This window comes from Amycolatopsis sp. A133, assembly GCF_031082405.1.
In the GTDB taxonomy this organism is placed as follows: domain Bacteria; phylum Actinomycetota; class Actinomycetes; order Mycobacteriales; family Pseudonocardiaceae; genus Amycolatopsis.
This window is the reverse complement of record NZ_JAVHJU010000001.1, coordinates 150709-177526: the sequence shown is the minus strand read 5'-3', so window position 1 is coordinate 177526 and position 26818 is coordinate 150709. Positions and strand designations below refer to the sequence as shown.

Annotated in this window: 26 protein-coding genes and 1 pseudogene; 15 read left to right on the top strand and 12 right to left on the bottom strand. The window is 71.8% G+C overall.

Annotated features, from left to right (window positions below; all coding sequences use genetic code 11):
* The first annotated feature begins 4 nt into the window (after positions 1-4).
* A complete protein-coding gene (locus tag Q5425_RS00900) occupies positions 5-301 on the top strand; it encodes a hypothetical protein (RefSeq protein ID WP_308670089.1) in 297 nt (98 codons plus the stop codon).
* Positions 298-1140, top strand: a complete 843-nt coding sequence (locus Q5425_RS00895; protein WP_308670088.1) for an NUDIX domain-containing protein — start codon at positions 298-300, stop codon at positions 1138-1140. Before Q5425_RS00900 ends, Q5425_RS00895 begins: the two co-directional genes overlap by 4 nt.
* On the opposite strand, the gene Q5425_RS00890 is transcribed toward Q5425_RS00895, so the two are convergent.
* From Q5425_RS00890 to Q5425_RS00880, 3 genes are read right to left on the bottom strand one after another with little or no spacing between them, the layout of a single operon-like run.
* Positions 1137-2276: a glutamate--cysteine ligase gene (locus Q5425_RS00890; RefSeq protein WP_308670087.1), complete on the bottom strand. Its 1140-nt coding sequence runs from the start codon at positions 2274-2276 to the stop codon at positions 1137-1139. The genes Q5425_RS00895 and Q5425_RS00890 overlap by 4 nt on opposite strands.
* 11 nt (positions 2277-2287) lie before the next feature.
* On the bottom strand, positions 2288-2824 hold the full coding sequence (locus tag Q5425_RS00885) for a hypothetical protein (protein WP_308670086.1): 537 nt from the start codon (positions 2822-2824) through the stop codon (positions 2288-2290).
* Positions 2821-3588, bottom strand: a complete 768-nt coding sequence (locus Q5425_RS00880; protein ID WP_308670085.1) for an alpha/beta fold hydrolase — start codon at positions 3586-3588, stop codon at positions 2821-2823. The genes Q5425_RS00885 and Q5425_RS00880 overlap by 4 nt, the downstream gene beginning before the upstream one ends.
* Before the next feature lie 213 nt (positions 3589-3801).
* Between Q5425_RS00880 and Q5425_RS00875 the strand changes: the two genes are divergently transcribed.
* Together Q5425_RS00875 and Q5425_RS00870 are read left to right on the top strand one after the other, a co-directional pair.
* A complete protein-coding gene (locus tag Q5425_RS00875) occupies positions 3802-4563 on the top strand; it encodes a lysophospholipid acyltransferase family protein (RefSeq protein WP_308670084.1) in 762 nt (253 codons plus the stop codon).
* A 17-nt stretch (positions 4564-4580) separates the two neighbouring features.
* A complete protein-coding gene (locus Q5425_RS00870; RefSeq protein WP_308670083.1) occupies positions 4581-5069 on the top strand; it encodes a polyadenylate-specific 3'-exoribonuclease AS in 489 nt (162 codons plus the stop codon).
* Positions 5070-5907: 838 nt separating this feature from the next.
* Here Q5425_RS00870 and Q5425_RS00865 read toward each other — a convergent pair.
* On the bottom strand, positions 5908-6990 hold the full coding sequence (locus tag Q5425_RS00865; RefSeq protein WP_308670081.1) for a 3-deoxy-7-phosphoheptulonate synthase: 1083 nt from the start codon (positions 6988-6990) through the stop codon (positions 5908-5910).
* Between the two features lie 283 nt (positions 6991-7273).
* Between Q5425_RS00865 and Q5425_RS00860 the strand changes: the two genes are divergently transcribed.
* Positions 7274-8299, top strand: a complete 1026-nt coding sequence (locus Q5425_RS00860) for a 6-phosphofructokinase (protein ID WP_308670080.1) — start codon at positions 7274-7276, stop codon at positions 8297-8299.
* Between the two features lie 51 nt (positions 8300-8350).
* On the opposite strand, the gene Q5425_RS00855 is transcribed toward Q5425_RS00860, so the two are convergent.
* The 4 genes and pseudogenes from Q5425_RS00855 to Q5425_RS00840 all read right to left on the bottom strand — a co-directional run bounded on the left by Q5425_RS00855 (position 8351) and on the right by Q5425_RS00840 (position 11820).
* A complete protein-coding gene (locus Q5425_RS00855; RefSeq protein WP_308670079.1) occupies positions 8351-9232 on the bottom strand; it encodes a CU044_5270 family protein in 882 nt (293 codons plus the stop codon).
* Positions 9225-9801, bottom strand: a pseudogene (locus tag Q5425_RS00850) (RNA polymerase sigma factor). The gene Q5425_RS00855 and the pseudogene Q5425_RS00850 overlap by 8 nt, the downstream one beginning before the upstream one ends.
* Positions 9802-9865: 64 nt before the next feature.
* Positions 9866-11302, bottom strand: coding sequence for an aromatic amino acid ammonia-lyase (locus Q5425_RS00845; protein ID WP_308670078.1), 1437 nt, complete (start codon positions 11300-11302; stop codon positions 9866-9868).
* A gap of 35 nt (positions 11303-11337) precedes the next feature.
* A complete protein-coding gene (locus tag Q5425_RS00840; RefSeq protein ID WP_308670077.1) occupies positions 11338-11820 on the bottom strand; it encodes a group II truncated hemoglobin in 483 nt (160 codons plus the stop codon).
* A gap of 68 nt (positions 11821-11888) precedes the next feature.
* Between Q5425_RS00840 and Q5425_RS00835 the strand changes: the two genes are divergently transcribed.
* Positions 11889-12221 (top strand): helix-turn-helix domain-containing protein, encoded by a 333-nt coding sequence (locus Q5425_RS00835; protein ID WP_308670076.1) that lies wholly within the window; start codon positions 11889-11891, stop codon positions 12219-12221.
* Positions 12222-12347: 126 nt separating this feature from the next.
* On the opposite strand, the gene Q5425_RS00830 is transcribed toward Q5425_RS00835, so the two are convergent.
* Positions 12348-12656 carry a metalloregulator ArsR/SmtB family transcription factor gene (locus tag Q5425_RS00830; RefSeq protein WP_308670285.1) on the bottom strand — a complete coding sequence of 103 codons (309 nt, stop codon included), beginning with the start codon at positions 12654-12656 and terminating at the stop codon, positions 12348-12350.
* Between the two features lie 158 nt (positions 12657-12814).
* On the opposite strand from Q5425_RS00830, the gene Q5425_RS00825 reads away from it, so the two are divergent.
* The 8 genes from Q5425_RS00825 to Q5425_RS00790 all read left to right on the top strand — a co-directional run bounded on the left by Q5425_RS00825 (position 12815) and on the right by Q5425_RS00790 (position 22130).
* Positions 12815-14038 (top strand): glycoside hydrolase family 18 protein, encoded by a 1224-nt coding sequence (locus tag Q5425_RS00825; protein WP_308670075.1) that lies wholly within the window; start codon positions 12815-12817, stop codon positions 14036-14038.
* A 54-nt stretch (positions 14039-14092) separates the two neighbouring features.
* Complete coding sequence (locus Q5425_RS00820) at positions 14093-14758, top strand: DUF2461 domain-containing protein (protein ID WP_308670074.1); 666 nt, start codon at positions 14093-14095, stop codon at positions 14756-14758.
* A gap of 91 nt (positions 14759-14849) precedes the next feature.
* Positions 14850-16274, top strand: coding sequence for a pyruvate kinase (pyk, locus tag Q5425_RS00815; protein WP_308670073.1), 1425 nt, complete (start codon positions 14850-14852; stop codon positions 16272-16274).
* Between the two features lie 36 nt (positions 16275-16310).
* Positions 16311-17207, top strand: coding sequence for an acyl-CoA thioesterase II (locus tag Q5425_RS00810; protein ID WP_308670072.1), 897 nt, complete (start codon positions 16311-16313; stop codon positions 17205-17207).
* 351 nt (positions 17208-17558) lie between these two features.
* Positions 17559-18461: a helix-turn-helix transcriptional regulator gene (locus tag Q5425_RS00805; protein WP_308670071.1), complete on the top strand. Its 903-nt coding sequence runs from the start codon at positions 17559-17561 to the stop codon at positions 18459-18461.
* Positions 18462-18474: 13 nt separating this feature from the next.
* Positions 18475-18678, top strand: a complete 204-nt coding sequence (locus tag Q5425_RS00800; protein WP_308670070.1) for a DUF397 domain-containing protein — start codon at positions 18475-18477, stop codon at positions 18676-18678.
* 157 nt (positions 18679-18835) lie between these two features.
* Positions 18836-19045 carry a hypothetical protein gene (locus tag Q5425_RS00795; protein ID WP_308670069.1) on the top strand — a complete coding sequence of 70 codons (210 nt, stop codon included), beginning with the start codon at positions 18836-18838 and terminating at the stop codon, positions 19043-19045.
* 61 nt (positions 19046-19106) lie between these two features.
* Entirely contained in the window at positions 19107-22130 is a 3024-nt protein-coding gene (locus tag Q5425_RS00790) for an AAA family ATPase (RefSeq protein ID WP_308670068.1), read from the top strand.
* Positions 22131-22256: 126 nt separating this feature from the next.
* On the opposite strand, the gene Q5425_RS00785 is transcribed toward Q5425_RS00790, so the two are convergent.
* The 3 genes from Q5425_RS00785 to Q5425_RS00775 all read right to left on the bottom strand — a co-directional run bounded on the left by Q5425_RS00785 (position 22257) and on the right by Q5425_RS00775 (position 25570).
* Positions 22257-23867, bottom strand: coding sequence for a succinic semialdehyde dehydrogenase (locus Q5425_RS00785; protein ID WP_308670067.1), 1611 nt, complete (start codon positions 23865-23867; stop codon positions 22257-22259).
* Between the two features lie 103 nt (positions 23868-23970).
* Positions 23971-24867: a hypothetical protein gene (locus Q5425_RS00780; protein ID WP_308670066.1), complete on the bottom strand. Its 897-nt coding sequence runs from the start codon at positions 24865-24867 to the stop codon at positions 23971-23973.
* A gap of 85 nt (positions 24868-24952) precedes the next feature.
* A complete protein-coding gene (locus Q5425_RS00775) occupies positions 24953-25570 on the bottom strand; it encodes a TetR/AcrR family transcriptional regulator (protein WP_308670065.1) in 618 nt (205 codons plus the stop codon).
* 93 nt (positions 25571-25663) lie between these two features.
* Here Q5425_RS00775 and Q5425_RS00770 point away from each other — a divergent pair, with 93 nt between their 5' ends.
* Positions 25664-26815: an acyl-CoA dehydrogenase family protein gene (locus Q5425_RS00770; RefSeq protein WP_308670064.1), complete on the top strand. Its 1152-nt coding sequence runs from the start codon at positions 25664-25666 to the stop codon at positions 26813-26815.
* Positions 26816-26818: the final 3 nt, after the last annotated feature.

Here is a 26818-nt window from a genome sequence, read left to right as displayed (position 1 = left end):
GGGGATGGGGGCCGACGTGTGGATCGGGGTGGGCGGGGCCTGCCTGGTGGTCGCCGCGGCCGTCCTGCGGTGGAAGTCGCGGAGCCGGCCGGTGGTGGTGGCCGCGTCCCTCGTCGTGGCGGTGGGCTGGGCCCTCGTGGCGCAGTTCCTGCTCAAGCCGCTGGTGCCCGGGCCCGTGCTGGCCGTCGTCCTGCTCGCCGGCCTCACGTTCGGCATCCTGCTGACCGCGGTCGTCGGCGGCCGCGGGCACCACGGCCGGACCAGCGAGCCGCGATCGACCTGTGACAGGCTGGACCGGTGAGTCACCCGTCCGCGAGCGTCTTTGTCAAGTGTTCCTGCGGGCACCTGCACTGGGGCCGCTACGGCGCCGCCGGCCTGCTCCTCGTGGACCCGGCGCGCGGGGTCCTCCTGCAGCGCCGCGCCTGGTGGGTGCACCACGGCCGCACCTGGGCGCTGCCCGGCGGGGCCATCGAAGCCGGGGAGACCGCCGTCGGCGCGGCCGCCCGGGAAGCCTTCGAAGAGGCCTCCGTCCCCGCCGATGCCTTCCGCGCCGTCTCGGCCTCCGTGGTCGACCACGGCGACTGGAGCTACACCACCGTGCTCGCCCTCGCCGACGGCGCCGAGGCGCGCGTCGCCAACACCGAAAGTGCGGAGGTGCGCTGGGTGGACCCCGACGACGTCCCCGGTTACCCCCTCCACCGCGACTTCGCCGCCGCCTGGCCGGACCTGCGCGGCCGCGTCGGCCGCGAACTCGTCCTGGTCGTCGACGGGGCCAACGTCGTCGGCTCGCGCCCGGACGGCTGGTGGCACGATCGGCACGGGGCCGCCGAGCGCCTGCGCGACCAGCTCGCCCGGCTCGCCGCCGCCGGGGTACCGGATCCGGACGACCCGGCGGTCACCTGGTGGCCGCGGATCGTCCTCGTCGTCGAAGGCAAGGCGAGCAACGTCGGCGGTGTACCCGGTGTCGAGGTCGTCGCCGCGGACACCGACGGCGACTCGAAGATCGTCGAAGTCGTCGCGCAGCAAAAGGCCGAGGTGCTGGTGGCGACCGCCGACCGGGAGCTGCGCCGTCGGGTCGAAGCGCTCGGGGCGTCGATCCTCGGCCCCGGCACCCTCCGCACGCAGCTGGACGAGCTCTAGTCCTTCGCGATCCCGTCCCGCATCTCGGCCACCAGCGACGCCACGACGGCCTTGAGGCTGCCCTTGTGCCGGTCCGCGACCGCGCGCTGCCGCCGGTAGCTCGGCCCGTGGCGGAGGATCGTCTCGACGTCGCGCAGCTCCGCCACGCAGTCCAGCCGCCGCGCCACCGGCTCGAGCCGGTCCAGCAGGTCCGCCACGTCGTCGGTGACCAGCCGCTCGCGCCCGGCCGCGTCCAGGATGACGATCGCGTCCGTGCCGTAGCGGGCCGCGCGCCACTTGTTCTCCTGGACGTGCCACGGCGGCAGCGACGGCAGGATCTCGCCGTCGTCGAGGCGCTCGCTGAAGTCGTCGACCAGGCACTGCGTCAGCGCCGCGATCGCGCCGACCTCCTCCAGCGTCGGCAGCCCGTCGCAGACGCGCATCTCGATCGTGCCGAGCTTCGGCGACGGCCGGATGTCCCAGCGGATCTCCGAGAAACTGTCGATCACGCCGGTGGTGAACATGTCCTCGACGTAGCTCTCCAGCTCCGCCCACTTCCGGAACTGGAACGGCAGCCCGGCCGTCGGCAGCTGCTGGAACATCAGCGCCCGGTTCGACGCGTACCCGGTGTCCTCGGCACCCCAGTACGGCGACGACGCCGACAGCGCCTGCAGGTGCGGCGCGTAGTTGAGCAGCGCGTCGAGGATCGGCAGCACCTTCTCGCGGTGGTCGACCCCGACGTGGACGTGGACGCCGTAGATCAGCATCTGCCGTCCCCACCACTGGGTCCGGTCGATGAGCTTGGCGTAGCGCTCCTTGTCGGTGACCTTCTGCTGGTACCAGTTCGAAAACGGGTGCGTCCCGGCGGAGAACATCTCGACGCCGAGCGGGTCGGCGACGCCGTGCACGACGTCGAGCGACTCGTTCAGGTCGGCCTTGACCTCGGCGATCGTCCCGCAGACGCCGGTGATGATCTCGATGGTGTTGAGCAGCAGCTCCTGCTTGATCTTCGGGTGCTCGGCCGCGCCGTCCGGGCGCACCGCCTCGAGGATCTGCTCGGCCACCGAGGACAGCTCGCCGCTGCGCCGGTCCACCAGGCCGAGCTCCCATTCCGCGCCGACGGTCGATCGCCGCGAAGGACTGAACTCGATGTGCATCGCCGTCCGCGTCAGACCTGGGCGCCGTTGCTCGGATCGGCGCCGGGCGGCGGCCCCTGGCGCACGCGCAGCAGCAGCAACGCGATCGCCGTCGCGAGCGCGAGGATGCCCAGCGGCGTCGCCACCGTCGGGCCGACGCCGATCACGCCCGGCAGGATCAGCAGGAACAGCCCGGCCAGGAACAGCAGCAGGATGAGGAACGCCCCCATCTTCGGCCGGGGCAGCGGCGGCGGCTCCGGCGGGACGTAGTGCTCGTCGTCGCCCGCCGGGTCGTCGGAGAACATCGTGGTGTCCCACGACGTGCCCCCGGAGCGCCAGCCGGGCTCCGGCGGGGACTCCACGGCCGGCGGCTCGGCGGGCCGGTCCGGCGTTTTGCGCGGCTTGCTCTCCGCGCCGGCTTCGGACCCGGCGGTGCCGGCCGCCTCGGCGGTGCCGGCGGTGTCCACGGTGTCCTTTTCGGTGAGCCCGAACCCGCCGGCCCGCAGGTCGGCGACGATCTCGGCGAACGTCGCGTCGACGTCCTCCGGCCCGTCCTTCCCCCGGCTCATGCCGTCTCCTCGGGCTGGGCGGCGTGCGCCTTCGCGAACTCGACGCTGCGGGTGAAGATCACTTCGGCGTCGTTGTCCTGCGTCGCCACGTGGTAGCTGTTCTCCAGCACGACCTCGGTGACGTCGGTGCTCGAGACGCCCTCGAGCACCAGCTGCGAGTTCACCGGCTCGACGACGTGGTCGACCGACGAGTGCAGCAGCAGCACCGGCTGCGTCACCTTCGCCAGGTCGGCGCGCACGACCGCCCACAGCTTCGCGAGGCTCGCCGCCGCGCGCACCGGCGTCCGCGGGTAGGCCAGCTCCGTCTCGCCCGGCTTCTTGATGTCGTTCGCGATCGCGGGCACCGACGGCACGATCCGCCCCAGCACCGGCAGCAGCCGCGTGTCCCACTTCAGCCGCGTCACCGACGGGTTGACCAGCACGATCCCGGCGATCCGGGCACCGAACTCCTCGGCCAGGCGCAGGGTGAGCGTGCCGCCCATGGACAGGCCGCCGACGAACACGGTCCGGCACGTCGCCAGCAGCGCGAGCAGCGCTTCGCGGACGGCGCCGTACCAGTCCTCCCACGTCGTGCGGTTGAGGTCCGGCCAGCGGGTCCCGTGGCCCGGCAGCAGCGGGCAGCGCACCGTGAACCCGGCCCCGGCCAGGTGGTCGCCCCAGGCCCGCATGCTCGCCGGGGTACCGGTGAACCCGTGGCAGAGCAGGAACCCGGTTTCGGCCGAACCGGTGTGGCCGAACGGTTCCGCGCCGGCGAGCACGCCCATGCGATCGCCTTCCGTGTGAGCGGTGGAGTCGTTCCATGCTCTCACGCCCGGCGGACCTTGTGGGGCTCCGCCCGGGCCCGGAATTCCCTGTGAGATCGATCGCTGCCGGCGTGCTAACCGGGTGGTCCGCGTTGTGCGGGGACCACCCGGGTTCGTAGGCTGTCCGACGCGGGTGAACAGGGGCTGCGGCTGCGATGGAGGACTGAGGCACCGGTGCTGTACTGGCTCATGAAGTGGGTGTTCCTCGGACCGCTGCTCAAGACGCTCTGGCCGACCAAGGTCGTCGGCGCGGAGAACATCCCCGAGACGGGGGGCGCGATCCTGGCCGGCAACCACCTGGCGGTCGCCGATTCGTTCTTCATGCCGCTGCGGGTCAAGCGCAAGGTGACCTTCCCGGCCAAGTCCGAGTACTTCACCGAGCCCGGGTTCAAGGGCAAGCTCAAGAAGTGGTTCTTCACCGGCGTCGGCCAGTTCCCGATCGACCGCTCCGGCGGCAACGCCGCCCAGGCCGCGCTCGACACGGCGACCCGCCTGGTGCGCGAAGGCCACCTCCTCGGCATCTACCCCGAGGGCACCCGCTCCCCGGACGGACGGCTGTACAAGGGCAAGACCGGCGTCGCCCGGATCGCCCTGGAGTCCGGCGGCGTCGTGGTCCCGGTGGCGATGATCGGCACGGACAAGGTCAACCCGATCGGCTCCAAGATGTGGCGGCCGCGGCGTCTCGAGGTCCGCTTCGGCAAGCCCCTGGACTTCTCCCGCTACGAGGGCCTCGCCGGCGACCGGTTCATCGAGCGGTCGATCACCGACGAGATCATGTACGCCCTGATGGAGCTGTCGAGCCAGGAGTACGTCGACATCTACGCGGCGAAGGCGAAGGAACTCCTCGCGGCGGAGGCGGCCGGGGTCAAGCCCGCGGTGCCCGCTCAGCCCGGCGCACGTGACGCGGCCCGGGTGCCCGACTCCAAGGTCGGCTGACCCACTACTGTTCACCAGTGCGTTTTTTCTACGACACCGAGTTCATCGAAGACGGCGTGACCATCGATTTGGTGTCGATCGGGGTGGTGGACGAGCGGGGCCGCGAATTCTACGCGGTCTCGACCGAGTTCGACCCTTCGAAGGCGGGACCGTGGGTCCGGGACAACGTCCTGGACAAGCTCCCGTCCCCGGCCGACCGGGCGTGGCGGAGCAGGGAGAAGATCCGCACCGACCTGCTGGAGTTCTTCGGCAAGCCCCCGGGCGGGATCGAGCTGTGGGCCTGGTTCGCGGCGTACGACCACGTGGCGCTGGCCCAGCTGTGGGGCCCGATGCCGGCGTTGCCCCGGCAGCTGCCGCGGTTCACGCGGGATCTGCGTCAGCGGTGGGAAGACGCCGGGAAGCCGAAGCTGCCGGCGGCGCCGACCGACCAGCACGACGCTCTGGCGGACGCGAAGCACAATTTGGCGCGGTGGGAAGTCATCGAGAACTACTTCCCCCGCCGCTGAGCCTGGTCCGGACGTCCCGAATGACTCATTCGGGACGTCCGAGGTCCCGAATGAGTCATTCGCGACGTTTCGAGGCCCCCGCGCGGCCTCAGCGCGGCGCCCGGGTCGGCGCGGAGGGGCGCAAACGGACTGTTCACGCTCTGCCACGGGCCCGGAATCGTCGGGGGTCCCCGGTAACGTGAAAACCGGGGGACCCCCAGGCCGGGGACCTCTCAGCGGCGCGCCTGCACCGTCGAGGCCGGAGATTGCTTGGCAACGCATTCGCAGGAAGCCGCCCGGTCCGGCAAGGTGCCGCGCTGGGCCGTCCCGAGCCGCGCATCGGCGGCGTAGCCGTGTCGTCTGTGTGACCGCTCGTACCCCTCCGGCCAGCAACCCGCCCGACGTGGTGTTTTCAGCAGTTCCGAAGCACCGAAACGCCGCATCGAGGCCCGCAGTGACTCGGCCGGGTGGCGCCGTGTCGTTCCGGGCGATGGGCGTGCGCCACAGCTAGGCTTTGCTCGTCAGCAACGCACCAGACCCGGACAGGTCGATGAAGGGGCTCATGACCAGCACCACCCGGGTTCTACGCGAGCGCCGAGAGGGCGCTCGCCGCGTACTGACTAGGAGTCACGCCTCATGCTGGGGAGCTCCCTGACGGCGGTTGGCGCCGTCTTCACCCTGTGCTTCATCGCAGCCATGGCTGTGTGCGTGTACATCGTCCGGAAGACCGGTAGCGCCGAAGGTCTCCGGGACTTCGCCGAGGTCATCCGGGCATTCCTCCGGCGCAGGCCGTGAAGGCCGGCGCGACCGGTCGTGGGCGTGAGCGCCCTCGACCGGTCGCCCGCGTCGAAACCGCAGTTCAGCGGCGCGCCCGCACCGCCGAGGCCAGCTCGTCCAGCAGCGGCGCCGTGTCGTCCCAAGCCAAGCACGCGTCCGTGATCGACTGCCCGTACGTCAGCTCCGCTGCGTGCCCCAGCGACAGGTCCTGCCGCCCGCCCGCCAGGAAGCTCTCCATCATCAGCCCCGAAATCCCGCGCTCACCAGCAGCAAGACGCGCCGCCAGCTCGGACACCACCGCGCCCTGCCGGACCTCGTCCTTGCCGCTGTTTCCGTGCGAAGCGTCGATGATCACCCGCTCCGGCAACCTCGCCTTCGCCAGCCGCGCCAGGGTGTCGGTGACCGTCTCAGCGTCGTAGTTCGGGCCGCCGTTGTGGCCGCGCAGGATCACGTGGCAGTCCGGGTTGCCCGACGTCGTCAGCAGCGCCGCCAAGCCGTCGGTGTTGATGCCGGGGAACACGTGGCTCGCCGCGGCCGCGCGGGTCGCGTCGATCGCCACCTGGACGTCGCCCTCGGTCGAGTTCTTGATGCCCACCGGCATCGACAGCGCGCTGCACAGCTGGCGGTGCACCTGGCTGGCCGCCGTCCGGGCGCCGATCGACCCCCAAGTCACCACGTCCGAAATGAACTGCGGCGTGATCGGGTCGAGGAACTCGCAGCCGACCGGCAGGCCGAGCGCGGAGACGTCGAGCAGCAGCTTGCGCGCCATCCGCAGGCCCTTGTTGACGGCGAAGGTGCCGTCGAGGTCCGGGTCGTTGATCAGGCCCTTCCAGCCCAGTGTGGTGCGCGGCTTCTCGAAGTACACGCGCATCACGATGTGCAGCTCGCCGCGCAGTTCCTCGGCCTTCGCGGCCAGACGGCGGGCGTAGTCGAGGGCGGCTTCGGGGTCGTGCACCGAGCACGGGCCGACCACGACGAGCAGCCGGTGGTCGCGGCCTTCGAGGATGTCGACCGTCTCGGCGCGGCCCTGCCGCACGACCTTGGCGACGGCGGCGTCGACCGGATGGTCCTCGCGCAGCAGCGCGGGCGAAATGAGCGGACTGATCGACGTGGTGCGCGCGGCGTCGAGGTCACCGATGGTGGCCGGTCCGGCGGAGAGCGTCATCGCGGGGGTGTTCCTTCCTGGTGGACACCGACCCGCGGGGGACTCGCCGAGCCGGTTGGAAATCCGGCTCGGGGGTGGGAGTCAGCGCAGGTTCACGCCGCCGTGCCCACCCGGGGCCGGCTTCGTAAACCAGAAATAGCGCTGCACGAGATCAACGTAGCACAAGGCTTCACGTGGACCGATCCGGCAGGTGGTACGGGCTGCACCGATCAAGACGAGAGCCGCTACGCTGGCGTCTGACGAAATGTGACTGTCATCTCCCGAGAACAGACGGAGGCTTCTCATGCGTGTCGGTGTGCTGACCGGCGGCGGCGACTGCCCGGGGCTCAACGCGGTGATCCGCGCGGTGGTGCGCAAGGGCGTCGAGGTGCACGGCTGGGACTTCGTGGGCTTCCGCAACGGCTGGAACGGCCCGCTGACCGGCGACAGCCGCCCGCTGGGCTTGAACGACGTCGAGGACATCCTCACCCGCGGCGGCACCATCCTGCGGTCCTCGCGCACCAACCCGTACAAGGTCGACGGCGGTGTCGAGAAGATCAGGCAGGTCCTCGCGGACCAGGGCGTCGACGCGCTGATCGCGATCGGCGGCGAGGACACCCTCGGCGTCGCGAAGCGGCTGACCGACGACGGCATCGGCGTCGTGGGCGTGCCCAAGACGATCGACAACGACCTGGGCGCCACCGACTACACCTTCGGCTTCGACACCGCGGTCTCCATCGCGACCGAGGCGATCGACCGGCTGCACACCACGGCCGAGTCGCACCACCGCGCCCTCGTGGTCGAGGTCATGGGCCGCCACGCCGGCTGGATCGCGCTGCACTCCGGCCTCGCCGGCGGCGCGAGCGTCATCCTGGTGCCCGAGCGGCACTTCAACGTCGACCAGGTCGTCTCCTGGGTCGAGCGCCGCTTCGAAAAGGAGTTCGCGCCGATCATCGTCGTCGCCGAGGGCGCACTGCCCGAGGGTGGCGAGGAGAAGCTGCTGACCGGTGAGAAGGACGCCTTCGGGCACGTCCGCCTCGGCGGCATCGGCACCTGGCTGGCCGACGAGATCGCGAACCGCACCGGCAAGGAGTCCCGCGCGGTGGTCCTGGGCCACGTCCAGCGCGGCGGCACCCCGACGGCCTACGACCGCGTCCTGGCGACGCGCTTCGGCCTCAACGCGGTCGACGCGGTCGCGGACGGCGACTTCGGCGTCATGGTCGCCCTCAAGGGCACGGACATCGTCCGCGTGAAGCTGTCCGAGGCGACGGCCGAGCTGAAGACCGTCCCGGTCGAGCGTTACCAGGAAGCCGAAGTCTTCTTCGGCTGAGTTCTCCGCCGAAGGGCCGCCCCGGGGATCCCGGGGCGGCCCTTCGCGCGTTCAGGGCCGTTGCCGCACCGAGCCGACGATGCCCTGGCGCACCACGACCCCGGTCGTCCCGCTGCCGAGGTAGGCGAAGGTCGCCGGATCGAACAGGAACTCATCCTGGTTGCTGATCGCGTGCTCGGTCGTGCTGTTCCAGGTGATCCCGAGGACCGGCCGGCCGGCGGCGCCCTGCGCGTCCGCCCGGGCGACCAGCCCGGGCACCTTTGCCACCGCCTCGTAGAGCGCGGCCCGCGCCGCCGGGCGCAGGTAGCCGCCGGCCAGCGCGACGACCTCGTTGCCGAGGTCGTGCAGGGTGTCTCCTTCGCCGTAGGTGCTCTTGTGCAGGTAGGCGAGCATGGCGTCGGCGTCCGTGGGCAGCTCCGGGTGGGCGGCGGGATGAGGCGTGCACCGGTGCGTCACCGTTCGCCCGCGGCCCTCCTGCTGCACGCGCCGGCCGTTGCGGCAGCCCGCGATGTCCGATTCGTGGCCGAAGAGGACCTGGAACCCGTCGTGGGTCCCGTCCGCCGACGCCCAGAACTCGTTCTCCCGGCCGTCCGCGAGGCGGGTCCTGGTGTAGAGGAACTGGTCCGGCCGCGGCTCGACGTCGGGCAGGGCGCGGGCCTTGGCGGCCGCGGTGTACAGGATCGACACCGGGTCGGTCACCGGCCGGGGCGCGGGGCCCGGCGGCACGATGGTTGCGCCGGGCGAGAGCGCGACGACGGCGGTGACGGCCGCGGCGAGCCCGGCCGCGGCGGCCGAGCCCCACACCCAGCGGCGGCGAGCCGGCCGTCGCGCGGTCGCGGCGGTGATCAGCTCGGCCCGCTTCCGGGCCAGGTCACCGGCAGCCGGAAGCCCGGCCGGGCCGGCGAAGTCGCGCAGCAGCTGCATCTCATCCATGGTTCGAGACCTCCTCGGCGGGCGCCTGCCCCAGTTCCGCGCGAACCTTCCTGCGGGCCCGGTTCAAGCGCGACCGGACCGTCCCGACCGCGGATCCCCAGCGCGGCCGCGACCTCCTCGTAGGCCAGGCCTTCCCAGGCGATCAGCACCAGCACGTCCCGGTCCCGCCGGGCCAGGGCCCCGGCCAGCCGTCCGGTCATCGCCTGCGCCGTCACCCGCTCGGCGACGCGGTCCGCGTGGCCGGCCTGGTCGGCGGGTGGTCCGAGAGCGGCTCGCAGCCGGTACTCACGGGCTTCTTCGCGACGGCGCCGGCCGACGAGGTTGGTCGCGATCCCGTACAGCCACGGCCGCGCGCTCGGGAACGCCGGGTCGTAGCGGGCGCGTCCGCCGAACGCGATCAGGAACGTCTCGCCCATCAGGTCGTCGGCGGTGTGGCCGCCGAGCCGCCGGGCGAGGTAACGATGGATGTGCGGGGCGTGGCGGTCGAAGACCACCGCGAACCGCTCGGGGTACCGGAGCGACGCGGTGATGACGTCCGCGTCGTCCCCGGCTTCACCTGGTGAACTCAGGTACCGCCTGCCTGTCGTGAGGCCATCTGTCCGTTGTTGGCAGAACGGGCGGATCGAGTTCACGCTAGATGCGGGCGAGCCGGTCCAGGACGCCGACGGCGGCGGCGATGTCGCCGGTGAGCGGGCGGTCGTCGACGCTTTCGGCCAGCACGGCGGCCGCCGTGTCGTAGGCGTCGCGGACCGGGAGGTCCACCAGGTCCGCGTCCCGCATCCGCAGGGCGCGGACCGCCGCCACCAGCTCGCAGGCCAGCACCTGCTGGTAGGCCGCGCACGCCGCCGTCGCCGCGCGGGCCGCCTGCGTCGAGAAGCTCGCGTGGTCCTCGATGCCGCGTGACACCACCGCCGTGCCGAGCGTGGCCGGGAGCGCCGCCTGGCGCAGCTCCGTCAGCGCGTCGTGCGCCACGTACTCCAGGATCATCACGCCCGAGCTGCCCGGCGGCCCCGCCGCCAGGAACGGCCGCAGCCCGGTGAACTCCGGCTCCACCAGGTCGCCGAGGCGCGCCACCGACAGCTCCGCCACCTGGTGGACGGTCGCCCTGGCCTGGTCCAGCGCCGTCGACACGTACGCGGTGTGGAAGTGCGCGTGGTGGTAGGCGTCTCCGTGCACCGTCGAGATCATCGGGTTCTCCGTGCTGGCGTTGATCTCGACGGCGAGCACGTCCCGCAGGTAGTGGATCGCGTCCAGCGCCGGGCCCTGGACCTGCGGGAACGCCCGCAGACCGAACGGGTCCTGGATCCGTCGTCCCGGCTTCGGCGTCTGGTGCATGCCCAGCAGCCGGCGCATCTCGGCCGCGCAGGCGACCTGCCCCGCGTGCGGACGCGCTTCGTGCACCGGCGTCGCGTACGCCTCGGGGTTGCCGTCGAGCGCGACGTACGTCAGCGCCGCGACGGCGTGGCTGGCGCGGGTCAGCGTGTCCAGCCGCATCGCCGCGAGGGTCGCTTCGGCGAGGGTGGCGGCGTTGCTGCTCATGAACGCCAGCGCGTCGCCCGCCCGCACCGGCACCGGCGGCACGTGCCCGGACACCCACGGCCGCTCGCCGGTGAGCGCCAGCGCCGCCTCGGCCAGCGGCGCCAGGTCGCCGGTGCCGATCGCGCCGAGCCGGTGCACCAGCGGCAACGCGCCGGCGCGGACCGCGCCGGCCAGTGCGCCGATCAGCTCGGGGCTGATCCCGGACCGGCCGGCGAGGAGCTGGTTGAGCCGGATCAGCAGCATCGCCCGCACCTGGCCGGCCGGCATCTCGTCGCCGCTGCCGCCGGCGTGGCTGCGCAGCAGGCGCAGGCCGTGCTCCGTGGAGCTGGCGACGGTGTCGTCCTTGTTGGCCCCGACGCCGGTGGTCCGGCCGTAGACCACCCGCCGCGTGCTCAGTTCCTCGGCGAGCTTCCACGCGTGCTCGGCGCCCCGCAGCGCGGCGATCGAGACGTCGATGCCCAGCGGTCCCGCCGTGTGCGCCGCCGTGACGACGTCCGCGCACCGCAGGGTCCGGCCGTCCACCCGGATCAACGGCAGCCCTCCTTCCGGCTGCCCTCACTATGCGGCTAGGACGCCGGTGGCGGCCAGGGCGGCCGCGCCCAGTCCCAGTGCGGGACCGGCTCGTGCCGGTTCGGTTCGGCGCCGGGCGCGGAGAACACCACGGCCAGGCGGCTGCCCCACTCGAGGTAGCCGGCGAACGAGGCCCGGAACTCCGGGTCGCCGGGCAGGCCGGCCTCGTCGGCGGCGTCGAGCAGCAGGGTGACCCAGCGGCGCCGCTGCGCCTCGGTGATCCCGCGGCCGAGGTGGCGGCCGATCATGTGGGCGTGCCCGCCGTGGCTCGCGGAGTACTCGGCCGGACCGCCGAAGACCTCGCCGAGCCACACCGCGACGTGCTGCGGGTGCGCCGGGTCCATGCCGCGGAAGACGGGTTCGAGCAACGGGTCTTCGAGGACGTGGCCGTAGAAGATGGTCAGGAGCTTCACGAGGGCTTCGTGGCCGCCGGCCCAGTCGTAGAGGGTCGGCGTCGGCGGGGTTTCTGGCACGATCACCCGGTCAGGCAACCAGTGGTGCCCCGGCCGGGCAACCACGTACTTTCCGGTGCGTAGGGGAGAGCGGGATGAAGCGGTACCACTGCGCGACGGAACTGGCCGTCGACCTGATCGGCGGCAAGTGGAAGCCGGTGATCCTGGCCCACCTCAAGGAGGGCGCCCACCGCTACGGCGAGCTGCGGCGCCGGATGCCGGGGGTGAGCGAGAAGATGCTGACCCAGCAGCTGCGCGAGCTGGCCGCGGAGGGGATCGTCCGCCGCGAGGAGTTCGACGGCCGGGTCCCGCACGTCGAGTACCACCTGACGGAGGTGGGGGAGGAGCTCCGCCCGGCGCTGACGGCCCTGTACGAATGGGGCGAGCGCCGCGCGGCCGACCGCGGGATCACCTTCGACCACGCCTGACCAAGCGCCCCAATGTGGCGTTCGGTGCTCCATCCATGCCCCCGCCACCACCCTCAACGGAGGCGCTCCGCGCCGCAGTGCTGATTCAACGCACCCAACGCCACATTGGGGCGTTCGGGGCACCGGTCAGGCCGGGTCGGTCTCGTCCAGGCGGCGCTCCAGCGCGTCGAGCCGGTCCGTCCAGAAGCGGCGGTAGGGCGCCAGCCAGGCGTCCACCTCGGCCAGGGGCTCGGGGCGCAGCGCATAGCACCGTCGCTGGGCCGCGACCCGCACCGTCACCAGCCCGGCCTCGCGCAGCACCCGCAGGTGCTTGGACACCGCGGGCTGGCTCAGCGCCAGCTCGTCGACCAGCTCGCCGACCGAGCGCTCGCCGTCGCGCAGCAGGTCGAGGATGGTCCGGCGCCGGGGTTCGGCGAGGACGTCGAAAGTCTGCATCACCCCCGAAATGTGCTCTGCCGGGCATATTCCTGTCAAGGAATGTGGATCCCCTCGTGGTCTGAACCATTGACCTAGTGGTCTAGTCCACTTACGGTGAGTGTGGTCCCTATCACTCCGGCACCGTCGCCGTGAGTCATTCTCGGAAGGGAGAACGCATGTCCCGTTTCCGCAGGAAGAGCTTCTCGGCGCTGCTGGCCGTGGCCGCCGCCGCGGGCCTCGTCGCGGGCGGCGCGACCGCCCCGGTGGCCGCCGCCGCGACCGAGACCGCGCAAGCCTCCGTCGGGAAGGTCGTCGGCTACTTCACCGAATGGGGGGTCTACGACCGCAACTACCACGTCAAGAACATCGAGACGTCGGGCTCGGCGGGCAAGCTGACCCACATCAACTACGCCTTCGGCAACGTGACCAACGGCGGCTGCGCGATCGGCGACGCCTACGCCGACTACCAGAAGACCTACGACGCCGCGGGCAGCGTCGACGGCGTCGCCGACACCTGGGACCAGCCCCTGGCGGGCAGCTTCAACCAGCTCAAGAAGCTCAAGGCCAAGCACCCCGGGCTGAAGGTCATCTGGTCCTTCGGCGGCTGGACCTGGTCGGGCGGGTACGCCCAGGCCGCCAAGAACCCCGCGGCGTTCGCGAACTCCTGCTACAACCTGGTCAACGACCCGCGCTGGGCCGGCGTTTTCGACGGCATCGACATCGACTGGGAGTACCCCAACGCCTGCGGCCTGTCGTGCGACACCAGCGGCGCGGCGGCGTTCAAGAACCTCCTCCAGGCGTTGCGGGCCAAGTTCGGCTCGAAGCTGGTCACCGCGGCGATCACCGCCGACGGCACCAGCGGCGGCAAGATCGACGCGGCCGACTACGGCGGCGCCGCGCAGTACGTGAACTGGTACAACGTGATGACCTACGACTACTTCGGCGCCTGGGCCGCGCAGGGCCCGACGGCCCCGCACTCGCCGCTGACCAGCTACGCCGGCATCCCGACCGCCGGGTTCTACTCCGACGCCGCGATCCAGAAGCTTAAGAGCAAGGGCGTCCCGTCGAGCAAGCTCCTGCTGGGGATCGGCTTCTACGGCCGTGGCTGGACCGGCGTCACGCAGAGCGCCCCGGGCGGCACCGCGACCGGCCCGGCGCCCGGCAAGTACGAGCAGGGCATCGAGGACTACAAGGTGCTCAAGACGTCGTGCCCGTCGACCGGCACGGTCGCCGGCACCGCGTACGCCAAGTGCGGCAGCAACTGGTGGAGCTACGACACCCCGGCGACGATCGCCGGCAAGGTCTCCTACGCCAAGACCCAGGGCCTGGGCGGCGCGATGTTCTGGGAGCTCTCCGGTGACACCACGAACGGCGAGCTGATCACCGCCGTCGCGAAGTAGCGCGCACGGGGGCACCGGCGGATCTTGTCGGTGCCCCCGTTTACTGTCGCGGGCGTGAAGTTCAGCGGATTCGGCGAGTACGCCGTCGACTTCTTCGACGGCCTCGTGGAGGACAACTCCAAGCCCTACTGGGACGACCACGTCGAGACCTACAAGTCCGACGTCCGAGCCCCGATGGAAGCGCTGCTGGCCGAGCTGGCGCCCGAGTTCTCCGACGGCTTCGGCGAGCCCAAGGTGTTCCGCCCCTACCGCGACGTCCGCTTCGCCAAGGACAAGACGCCGTACAAGACCCACTGCGGCGCGGTGATCGAACAGGGCCGCGGGGGCGGCGCCTACTACGTCGAGGTCGGGCCGGACGGCCTGCGCGTCGGCGGCGGCTGCTTCCACTTGGCGTCCGACCAGCTCGCGCGGTTCCGCCAGGCCGTCGGCACCGAGCTGCACGGCGAGGCGCTGCGGAAGATCCTCGCCAAGCTGGAGCGCGCCGGCTGGGAGGTCAAGGGCGACCGGCTGAAGTCGAAGCCGCGCGGGTTCGACGCCGACCACCCCCGGCTCGACCTGCTGCGTTACCGCTCGGTGTACGCGGTCCGGGCGTGGGAGCCGGACGACGTCCTGCACGAGCGGGGGGCCCTCGATCGGGTGAAGAAGGCCTGGCGGCAGCTGCGCGAGTTCAACGAGTGGGCCCGTGACCGGGTCGGTCCCAGTGACCGGCCGCGTCGCTAGCGTGACCTGAGCACGCAGGTTTCTGAACACTTTCTTGAACATTCGGGATCGGTACAGACGAACGCGCGAAGAGGGTCTACGCTATGTGGACGTGAGCCGACGCGCGAAGATCGTTTGTACCCTGGGACCTGCCACCGCTACACCGGAGAAGATGCGGGCCCTGGTGGATGCCGGCATGGACGTGGCCAGAATGAACTTCAGCCACGGCAGCCACAGTGACCACAAGCAGGTCTACGACCTGATCCGGGACGCGGCCGCCGCCAGCGGCCGGGCGGTCGGCATCCTCGCCGACCTGCAGGGCCCGAAGATCCGCCTGGGCACCTTCGCCGGCGGTCCGGTCGAGTGGCACAACGGCGACATCGTCCGGATCACCGTCGAGGACGTCGCCGGCACCCACGACCGGGTCTCGACCACCTACAAGGGCTTGGCGAAGGACGCCAAGCCCGGCGACCGGCTGCTCGTCGACGACGGCAAGGTCGGCCTGGTGGTCCGCAAGGTCGAGGGCCCGGACGTGGTCTGCGAGGTCACCGAAGGCGGCCCGGTCAGCAACAACAAGGGCGTCTCGCTGCCCGGCATGGACGTCTCCGTGCCGGCGATGTCCGAGAAGGACATCGAGGACCTCGAGTTCGCGCTCGAGCTGGGTGTCGACTTCATCGCCCTGTCCTTCGTCCGCTCGCCGGCCGACATCGACCTGGTCCACCAGGTGATGGACCGCGTCGGCAAGGGCAGGCTGCCGGTCGTCGCCAAGATCGAGAAGCCCGAAGCCGTCTACAACCTCGAGGCCATCGTGCTCGCCTTCGACGCGGTGATGGTCGCCCGCGGCGACCTCGGCGTCGAGCTGCCGCTGGAGCAGGTCCCGCTGGTGCAGAAGCGCGCCATCCAGATCTGCCGCGAGAACGCGAAGCCGGTCATCGTCGCGACGCAGATGCTCGAGTCGATGATCAACAACTCCCGGCCGACCCGGGCCGAGGCCTCCGACGTCGCGAACGCCGTCCTCGACGGCGCCGACGCGCTGATGCTCTCCGGCGAGACCAGCGTCGGCCGGTACGCGATCGAGGTCGTCGAGACGATGGGCCGGATCATCGAGGCGGTCGAGACCGACTCCCCGATCGTGCCGCCGTTGTCGCACGTCCCGCGCACCAAGCGCGGCGTCATCTCCTACGCCGCCCGCGACATCGGCGAGCGGCTGAACGCAAAGGCCCTGGTCGCCTTCACGCAGTCCGGTGACACCGTGCGCCGCCTCGCGCGGCTGCACACCCGGCTGCCGCTGCTGGCGTTCACGCCCGAGGAGTGCGTGCGCAGCCAGCTGTCGATGACCTGGGGCACCAACACCCACATCGTGCCGCGGGTGGAGTCCACCGACCAGATGATCCAGCAGGTCGACCACGCGATGCTCGACATGGGCAAGTACCAGAAGGGCGACCTGGTCGTCATCGTCGCCGGTTCGCCGCCGGGCACCGTGGGCTCGACGAACCTGATCCACGTGCACCGCCTCGGTGAAGACGACCACGCTTGAGAGACCGACCGCTCAGTATGCACGTAAAGTCCGGGCATGACTGAAATGGCCAGGACGGCCGCCACCGAACCGGAGATCGCCGGTGGCGGCCAGCCGGTGCTCGACCGCCTGATCGCGCTGCTCGACCTGGAAAAGATCGAAGAGAACATCTTCCGCGGCGTCTCGCCCGCCCACTCGCCGGTGCGGGTGTTCGGCGGGCAGGTCGCCGGCCAGGCGCTGGTCGCGGCCGGGCGCACGGTCGCGGAGGACCGCCGGGTCCACTCGCTGCACGCGTACTTCATCCGCGGCGGTGACCCCAGCGTCCCGATCGTGTACGAGGTCGACCGGATCCGCGACGGCCGGTCGTTCACCACGCGCCGGGTCGTGGCGATCCAGCACGGCAAGGCGATCTTCTCGCTCTCGGCGTCGTTCCAGAAGGACGAACCGGGCATCGAGCACGCCGAAGTCATGCCGGCGGGCGTGCCGGCGCCGGAGACGCTGCCGACGCTGATGGAGCGCGCCGAGGGCTACGCGATCGGCGCGCACGCCCGGCCGCGGCCGATCGACCTGCGGTACGTCAACGAGCCGCCGTGGGTCACCCGGCAGACCGGCGAGCCGCCGGCGCGCAACCAGGTGTGGATGCGCGCCGACGGGAAGCTGCCCGACCAGCAGCTGCTGCACGTCTGCGTGCTGACCTACGCCTCGGACATGACGCTGCTGGACTCGGTGCTCGCCCGCCACGGCGTCTACTGGGACACCGACAAGGTGCTCGGGGCCAGCCTCGACCACGCGCTGTGGTTCCACCGGCCGTTCCGCGCGGACGAGTGGTTCCTCTACGACAGCGCCTCGCCGACGGCGTCCGGTGCCCGCGGTCTGGCCACCGGCCGGTTCTTTGCCGAGGACGGCACGCTGATCGCGACGGTCGTCCAAGAAGGACTCCTGCGCGTGTTGTGAAGTTCGCCGGGAAATCACCCTCACGGGCGATGAATGGCTCGAATATCCGTCGCCGGAAAAGGGCAACCGGCCCCGATGAGGGGGCCGGGACCGATCGGGGGACGGCCCCGGACCCCTTCGCCCGATGATCGCGCGGCACTTCGCGCGGTCATCGTCTACCCTGCTCAGAGGCCGGTCGAAGCCATCGCCGGCCGACTGTCAGGCGCCCGGAGCAGTGCAGGGTGCGAGGATACAAGAGCATTCTGCAAATTGCAGATCCGGTGCCGGAATCACTTCGGTGTTAATGCTCCACCAACTCCGCGCCCGGCTGGTTAGATATCAGGAAGCACGTGGACATCCGGAGGTGCCGCGATGGCAAGGGGACAGAGCCCCACGGTTCGCCGTCGGAGACTCGCGGGCGAGCTGCGCCGGCTCCGCGAGGCCGCGGACCTGACCATCGACGAGGTGGGCGAGAAGCTCGAGTGCTCCGCTTCGAAGATCAGCCGCATCGAGACCGGCCACGTCGGCGTCACCCCGCGTGACGCCCGGGACATGCTGGCCCTCTACGGGATCACCGGCGACGAGCAGGAAGCGCTCGTCCAGCTGGCCAGGGAAGCCCGCAAGCGCGGCTGGTGGCACGCGTACAACGAGGTCTTCACCGGCACCTTCGTCGGGCTCGAGGCCGACGCCAGCTCCCTGCGCGCGTTCCAGGCCCTGCTGGTGCCCGGCCTGCTGCAGACCGAGCGGTACGCCCGCGCGGTGATCCGCGCGCTGCGGCCCGACGCCGAAGACGCCGAGATCCGCCGCCGCGTCGCCGCCCGGATGGCCCGCCAGGAACTGCTGTCCGAAACACCGCCGCCGGAGTACTGGGCGGTGATGGACGAAGCCGTGCTGCGCCGCGTGGTCGACGGCCCCGAAGTGATGGCCGAGCAGCTCTACCGGATGGTCGCCCTCGCCGAGAAGCCGAACGTGACCGTCCAGGTCGTCCCGTTCGGGGCCGGCGCGCACCCCGGCATGGAAGGTCCCTTCCTCATCATGGGCTTCCCCGAGCAGGCCGACCCGGACGTCGTCTACGTCGACGACAGCACGTCCAGCGGCCTCTACCTGGAGGAACCCACAGACGTGCGGCGCTACGGGCTGATGTTCGACCATCTGCGCGCGGCCGCACTGAAACCGGACGACTCGGTGGACCTGATCGCCGAGGCGGCCGGGCGGTTCGCCGAACAGGCGGCCGCAGCGGCTCCGGTGCACCATCCGGAACCGAGGACACAGTAAGGGAGTGGGGACGATGGAAGCAGAACTCTCCGGGGCGCGGTGGCGCAAGAGCAGCCACAGCGGCGGCGGCAACGACTGCGTCGAGGTCGCGTTCGTCGACGGCGGTGCCGCGGTGCGCGACTCGAAGGACCCCGACGGGGGTGCGTTCCGCCTGCCCGCGTCCGGCTGGCAGGGGCTGCTGGCCGCGGTGCGGACCGGTGGCCCGGCGCACGACTGAGGCACTCGGGAAGACCCCTTACCCCCGCCGAGCTGGGCTCGGCCGGGAGTAAGGGGTCTTTTCACGGCCAGGCCCACGTGATCACCCGATGCCCGGGGTGTCCCCTCAGGACGAATCTGAGTGTCACCAACGGAGAACCCAGGGACAGGGGAACACGATGCACAGCGATCTGATGCTCGACGCGGTCCGGGCCGAAGCGGCGTACCGGGCCGAGGAACTGCGGAAGGCCGGGCGCAGCGCCTGGGCCGCCCGCGCCCGCCGCGCCGTCCGCCACCTGCGGGCCGCGCACACCGACGTCGACGTACCGGCGCAGGAGCGCCGGGAAGCCGCGCGGGAGACCGCCGGCGCCGGCAAGACCGCCCGGTAGGGGGCGGGTGATGGTGTCGAAGGCGATAAGCGGTCGGAAACTGTCGGTGGGGTAGGCCAGAATGCTCATCGTGCCCCGACTCGGCTCCGGAATCCCGCTCGTCGCCCGTACCCACGAGATGCGGCGGCTCCGCGCCGCCTTCGCCCGGGCCGAACGGGGCGAAGCCGGCGCGGTGCTGCTCTCGGGGGACGCCGGGGTCGGCAAGACCCGGCTGCTGACCGCGCTCGGCGAGCACGTCGCGGCGTGCGGTGGGCTGGTGCTCACCGGCCGCTGCATCGACGTCCGCGAGGGCGGTCTTCCTTATCTTCCGTTCGCCGAGGCGCTCGCCCCGCTGGGCAGCGCGACGGATCCGGCGGTCGCCGCCGCGGTGCGGGCCCGGCCCGCGCTCGGGCGGCTGCTGCCGCAGGGCCCGGGCTTCGAGGAGCCCCGGGCGGCCGAACACCCGCCGATGACCTCCAACGACCGGGAAACGATGGTGCGTCCCCGGCCGGAGCAGGATCTCGGTCAGCTGCAGTTGTTCGACGCGGTACTGGGGGTGCTGACCGAGATCGCCGAGTCGCGCCCGGTGGTGATCCTCCTGGAGGATCTCCACTGGGCCGACGCGTCGACCCGCAACCTGCTGTCCTTCCTGCTCAGCCGGTTGCGGGCGCAGCGGCTGCTGGTCGTGGGCAGCTACCGCGAGGAGGACGTCCACCGGCGGCATCCGCTCCGCGGTCTCCTCGCCGAGCTGGTCCGGCTGGCCACGGTCGAGCGCGTCGACCTGCACCCCTTCGGCGCCGTCGACGCCCGCAAGTTCGTCGAGGCCCTGGCCGACGAGCCGCTGCCGGCCGACGTCGTGGCCGACATCGTCGCCCGTTCCGAGGGCAACCCGTTCTTCGCCGAGGAACTGCTCGCCACCAAGACCGAGTGCAACGACCTGCCCGCCGGGCTGGCCGAGGTGCTGCTGTCCCGGCTCGAGCGGCTCTCGCCGGACGCCCGCCGGGTGGCGCGGGTGATCTCGGTGGCGAACGAGCCCGTCATGCACGCCGCGCTCGCCGACGTCTCCGGGCTGGGGGAGCTGGAGCTCGACGAGGCGCTGCGCGAAGCCGTCCAGCACCACGTGCTGGTGGTGCTCTCCGACGGCTCCTACACGTTCCGGCACGCGTTGCTGCAGGAAGCGGTGTACGGCGACCTGCTGCCGGGGGAGCGGTCGCGCACGCACGCGGCGTACGCGGCGCGGATCAAGGCGCGGCCGCAAGGCCGCGGGCACGACGCGAAGCTGGCCTACCACTCGATGCAGAGCAGCGACCTGGTGACCGCGTTGCCGGCGTTGCTGCGCGCGATGGACGAGGCCGAGAAGCTGGGCGCGCCCGGGTCGGCGCTGCAGCACGTCGAGCAGGCACTGTCCATCTGGGACGCCGTTCCGGCGGCGGATCGGCCCGACGGGTTCGACGAGCTGAAGCTGCTGTACGAAGCGTCGTACTTCGCGGGGACCTCCGGCGAGCCCGAGCGGGCCGCCGCGTTCGCCCGCTCGGCGACGCAGGCGCTGTCCCCGGACATCCCGAACGACCGGGCCGCGAAGGTGTGGCGGCGGCTGGCGGACGCGCTGCTCGCGCTGGAGGGCACCCTGGACGAGGCGGTCGCCGCCATCGACCGGGCCTGGGACCTGGTGAAGGACACCGAACCCAGCTCGGCACGCGCCTGGGTGCTGGCCAGCCGGGCCGGGTTCCTGCGGATCCTCGACCAGCCCGAGGCCGCGCTGGAAAGCGCCCTCACCTCGGTCGCCGACGCCCAGGCCGTCGGCGCGACGGGGGCGGAGGCGTCGGCGCTGGTCACCCTGGGCACGCTGGCCGATTCGCGAGGCGACGCCGCCGAGGCGCGGGAGCGGCTGCGTCAGGCCCAGCGCAAGGCGCGGGACGTGGGCGCGTACAACACCGAGATCCGCGCGACCTACTTCCTCGCGTTGAGCCACGACGACCACGGTGAGTTCGCCGAAGCGCTGGAGCACGCCACCCGGGGCGTCGCCCGGGCCGAGGAAGCCGGGCTGAGCTGGAGCGTCTACGGGCTGGAATTGCGGGCGCGGCAGCTGATGCTGCGCTACCTGATGGGCGACTGGCCGGAGGAGAGCACCGGCCGTGCCGGGCGCGGGGTGTCCAGCGCGGTCGCCGCGCGGATCCTGGCCATCTGGTCGCTGTTCGTCGTCGCGCGCGGCCGGTTCGACGAGGCCGCAAAACTGCTCGGCGGGCTGCGGCAGCACTGGACGGCGGACATGCAGATCCCGCTGTCGGCCGGGGCCGCGGGCATCGAGCTGGCGTACTGGCGGGGCGATCACGCCGAGGCCGTGCGCCGGACCGAAGACCTCGTCGGCTGGCTCGAACGCATCGAGTCCGGGCTGCTGGCCGGCATCCGGGTGGCGGCGCTCGGCGTCACCGCCGCGGCCGCGGTCGCCGCCGACGCCCGCGTCCACGGTGATCAGGCCGCGGCCGGAGCCGCGGTGGCGACCGGCGAACGGCTGCTGACGCACGGCCGGATGTGCTCGGTCGTCGGGCAGCCGCGGTCGGGGGAGCTCGGGCCGGAGGGCCGGGCGTGGCTGGCCCGCCTGGAGGCGGCCGCGACCTGCCTGTCCGGCAAGGGCGACGCGGGGAAGTGGGCGGCCGCGGCGGAGGCGTTCGGCTACGGCGCCGTGTACGAGCAGGCGATCTGCCGCTGGCACGAGGCCGAAGCCCTGCTGGCCGCGGACGCCGACGCGGGAGCGGCGCTCGAAGCGGCGCACGCGACCGCGGTCCGCCTCGGCGCGATCCCGCTGCGCGACGCCGTCCGCGACCTGGCCCACCGCGCCCGCGTCGAGCTGGCCGGCGTCGAACCGGCGGCCCCGGCCCGCACGGTCACCGACCCGCTGACCGACCGCGAGCGCGACGTCCTGGAGCGCGTCGCGCTGGGCCGCACGAACCGCCAGGTCGGCGAAGAGCTGTACATCAGCGAAAAAACGGTGAGCGTCCACCTTTCCCGCGTGATGGCGAAACTGGGCGCGAGCCGACGCGCGGAAGCGGTGGCGATCGCCTACGACCGAGGCCTCCTGACGGCCCCCACCGCCGAACACGCGTGACCAGACCCGTAACTCGCGTGATCACACCCGTAACTCGTGTGATTGAAGCCGGAACTCGCGTGATTCGAGCCGTTACGGCTTCAATCACGCGAGTTCCGACCCGGATCACGCGAGTTACGGGTTGCGTCAGCGGGGGAGGCGGCGGAGGGCTTTGAGGCCCAGCGTCATGCCGCGGGACCACAGGGAACCCGGGACCACGCGGGGCGGGCGCAGGGCGAGGCCGCGCTGGAGCGCGATCGACTGGGACTCCGTGTACTTCAGCAGGCCTTCGGCGCCGTTGCGGCGGCCGACGCCGGAGTCCTTCATCCCGCCCATCGGGACGCCGACGCTGCCGAACGTCGCCGCGTAACCCTCGTTGACGTTGACCGTGCCGGCCTTGAGGCGGGCCGCGACCTCCCAGCCCGCGCGGCCGTTGCGGGACCAGACGCTGGCGTTGAGCCCGAACGGCGTGTCGTTGGCCCGCTCGATGGCGTCGGTGACGTCGGTGTAGCCGTAGATCGACACGACCGGCCCGAACGTCTCCTCCGCGAACGGCAGCATGTCCGGGGTGACGCCGGAGAGCACCGTCGGCTCGTAGAACAACGGGCCGAGGTCGGGCCGGGCGCGGCCGCCGGTGAGCACCGACGCGCCCTTCGCGCGGGCGTCCTCGACGTGCGCCGACACCGTCGCGAGCTGGTCTTCCGACGTCAGCGACCCCATCTGGGCGTGGTAGTCGAGCGCGCCGCCGAGCCGCAAAGCCGCGGTCCGGGCGACGAACGCGCGGGTGAACTCCTCGCGGATGTCCTCGTGGACGTAGATCCGCTCGACCGACACGCACAGCTGCCCGGCCGAGGAGAAGCAGGCCGTCACCGCGCCCGTCGCGGCCTTCGCGACGTCGGCGTCGGGCAGCACGACCATCGGGTTCTTGCCGCCGAGCTCGAGCGAGTACGACGTCAGCCGCTTCGCGACCTGGCCGGCCAGCTCTTTGCCCGTCGGCGTCGACCCGGTGAAGCAGAGGTAGTCCGACTCCTCGACCAGCGCGGTGCCGATCTTCGAGCCGCGCCCGAGCACGATCTGCCAGGTCCCGGCGGGCAGCCCGGCCTCCTCGGCGAGTTCGTGCAGCCACAGCGCCGAAAGCGCGGTCTGGTTGTCCGGCTTCTGCACGACGGCGTTGCCCGCGGCCAGGGCCGGCAGGACGTCCATCGCGGTCAGGGCCAGGGGGTAGTTCCACGGCGAGATGATTCCGACGACACCCTTGGGGTGGCGGATTTCGCCCGCGCGGGTCAGGCCGGGGATGACGCCGGCGATGCGCCGCGGGGCGAGGATCTTCGCCGCGTGCCTGCCGTAGTAGGCCGCGACCAGCGCGGTCGCGCTGACCTCGTCGAACGCGTCCAGCCGGGCCTTCCCGGCTTCGACCTGGACCAGGTCGAGCACCTCGTCCTGCCGGGCGAGCACCAGGTCGTGCAGCCGGGTGAGGACGCGGGCGCGCTCGGCGGGGGAGCGGTCCGCCCAGGCCCGCTGGGCCGTCCGCGCGCCGGCGAACACCGCGCGGACGTCGGCGTCGGTGGCCTGGGGCAGGGTCGCGATCGGCTGCCCGGTGAAGGGCGCGCGCATCCGGATCGGCGCGGAGTCCGCGCCGCCGGTCACCCGGGTGACGAGCTGGGCGGCCCGCGCCGAGCCCGGCGCCCCGGCGATGCCGCCGACAGTCGGCGGCAAGGGCGTGTCTTCGATCGCGTTCGCGGGGGTCGTGCTGGTCATGACGTCTCCGTTCCGCGGAGTCCGCGCGACGGCGCGCAGAGGTTACCGACGAGTACAACCATACCGTCGGTACGTCAGATGTCCAGCTTGATATGAATAAGTTTCACGTATTGGGTGGCCGCAGGGGCGGGAGCTGGTAGTTCGGCTCGGTCGGTTCCTGCTGGGTCGGGTGCGGCTGGGCCTGCGTGACGCCGCCGTAGGGATCGTCGGGCTGCTGCGCCGGGAACGGCTGCGACGCCGGACCGCCGTACGAGGGCGGCTGCGGGCCGGTCTGCGGCGGTGGGGCCTGCGCGGGGAACGGCTGCGACGCCGGATATCCCGGATGAGGCTGCGCGAACTGCTGCGGCGGCACCGGGTACGGCCGCGGCTGCTGCTGGTACGGCCCGGGTGGTGGCCCGGCCGGAGCCGCCGCGCGGGCCTCTCGGCCGGCCAGCGCCGCGGACACCAGTGCCAGCAGGGCGACGATCCCGCCCCCGACCAGCAACCAGAACCCGATCCCGGTCGCGTAGTGCGACTTGACCGTCCCCTCGTCGGACTCGTAGCTCAAGGTCGCCGAGACGTCCATGCCGAGCATCCACACCGCCGCGGTCACCCCGGCGGCTCCCGCCACCAAGGCCGTCCGCGCGCCCGAGCGCAGGCCGGGACCCGCCGACCGGCGCGCGCCGGCGAACGCCAGCCCGGCCCCGGCCAGCAGCACGACCGCGCCGGCCGTGAGCGGGATGCCGTACCGGGCGACGTGGGTCTGCTCGTAGAACTTCTTCGCCTCCTCGCCGGGCTCGACGGCGAACGAGCGCGACCAGGCGCTGATCGTCTGGCTGCCCTCGGTCTTGCCGTTCACCACCTGCTCGAACGACGTCTGCGGCAGGAACGACCCGGCGATCACCAGCACCGCGGCGAGGACGCCGAGGATGCCGGCGAACAGCCGGAAGACGGCGCCCGGGTCGGCGGGCGGCTGTGCGGGAGGCGGGCCGTAGGGGTACGGGTACGGGGCGGCGGTCATCGGTACTCCCCTCGTTCGGAGGGGATTGGACCACGAAATCCGCCTGCGGGATAAGGGGCAAAGCGCCCTGGCGGGGCCGCGCTGGTCAGCTCGGCGCAGTGGTGGCGTCCTGGTAGAGCAGGACGGCGATGCGCTTCCACTCTTCCAGCAGCTGCCGCCGCCGGTTCGGGTCGCCGCCGAGCTCGGCGTCCAGCGCCAGCCCGCGGGTGAGGTTCACGGTGAGCCAGAACAGCATTTCCGCGCGTTCCGGCGGGAGCTCGCCGGCGACCTGGGTGACGTGCTCGAGCGTGGCGCGGCCGAGCGCGCGGTCGACCGGGCGGATGGCCGCGCGCAGCTCGGGGTCGGTACGGGCGGCGACCCAGAGCTCGGTGACGGCGGTGGAGAGCGTGCCGGAGTAGCCGGCCCACAGCAGGTCGATCGCCGCAGCGACGCCGGTGCCGCCGCTGGGCAGCTCGTCCAGTGACTGCGCGAGCCGTCGCCGCAGCTTTGTCGTCAGGTGCTCGACCGCGGCCGCCATCAGCTCGGCCTTCGCGGTGAAGTGGTGCTGCACCGCGCCCTTCGACACGCCCGCGCGAGCGCAGATCTCCTGGACCGACGTGCGCGCGTAGCCCACCTCGACCAGGCAGTCGATGGTGGCGTCGAGCAGCGCCGTGCGGGTCTGTTCGCGCCGCTGCGCCTGGGTCCGGTGCGTCGCCTCGGTCACCGCGGCCTCCCTGCTTTACCTACAGGCGGGACGGATGTACATTCCGATCAGAACTTACATGCTGATCGGAATGTTTTCCAGCAGGAGGGTCCCGTGCCACTGCAACTGCCGAAGAGCTCGTGGAGCACGACCGAGCTCGATGACCTCCGCGAGCTCGCGCGCTCGTTCCTGCAGAAGGAAGCCGTCCCGCACCAGGAACGCTGGGCGGCGGAGAAGAAGGCCGACCGCGAGCTGTGGACGAAGGCGGGCGAAGTCGGCCTGCTGTGCCTGTCCATCCCCGAGGAGTACGGCGGGGGCGGCGGCACCTTCGCCCACGAAGCCGTCCTCTACGAGGAGCAGGCGCGCGCCGGCGACAGCGCGTGGGGTGTCACCGTCCACAATGGAATTGTTGCGCACTACCTGCTCGCCTACGCCTCGGAAGAGAAGAAGCGCGAGTGGCTGCCGAAGCTGGCCAGCGGGGAGATGGTCGGCGCGATCGCGATGACCGAACCCGGCACCGGCTCCGACCTGCAGGGCATCAAGACGCGCGCGGTCCGCGACGGCGACCACTACGTGATCAACGGCGCGAAGACCTTCATCACCAACGGGTTCCACGCCGACCTCGTCGTCGTCGCGGTGAAGACCGATCCGGACGCCGGTGCGCAGGGCGTCTCGCTGGTCGTGGTCGAGACGGACACGCCGGGTTTCCGCCGCGGGCGCGTCCTCGACAAGGTCGGGATGAAGGGGCAGGACACCGCCGAGCTGTTCTTCGACGACGTCCGCGTGCCCGTCGGCAACCTGCTCGGCGACGCCGAAGGGCAGGGGTTCGTCCAGCTGATGCTGCAGCTGCCGCAGGAACGGCTGATCATCGCCGTCACCGCGGTGGCCGGGCTGGAGGCGGCGGTCGACCTCACCCTGCAGTACACCAAGGAGCGCACGGCGTTCGGCCGGCCGATCTTCTCGTTCCAGAACACCAAGTTCACCCTCGCCGAGGCGGCGACCGAAGCCGCGGTGGCGCGGGCGTTCCTCGACCAGTGCATCGAACGGCACCTCAAGGGCGAGCTCGACGTCCAGGGCGCGGCGATGGCGAAGCTGTGGACCACCGAGCGCGTCAACAAGGTGGTCGACGACTGCGTGCAGCTGTTCGGCGGCTACGGCTACATGACCGAGTACCCGATCGCGCGGGCCTGGGCCGACGTCCGGATCTCCCGGATCTTCGGCGGCACCAGCGAGATCATGAAGGAAATCATCTCCCGCTCGCTCTGAAAG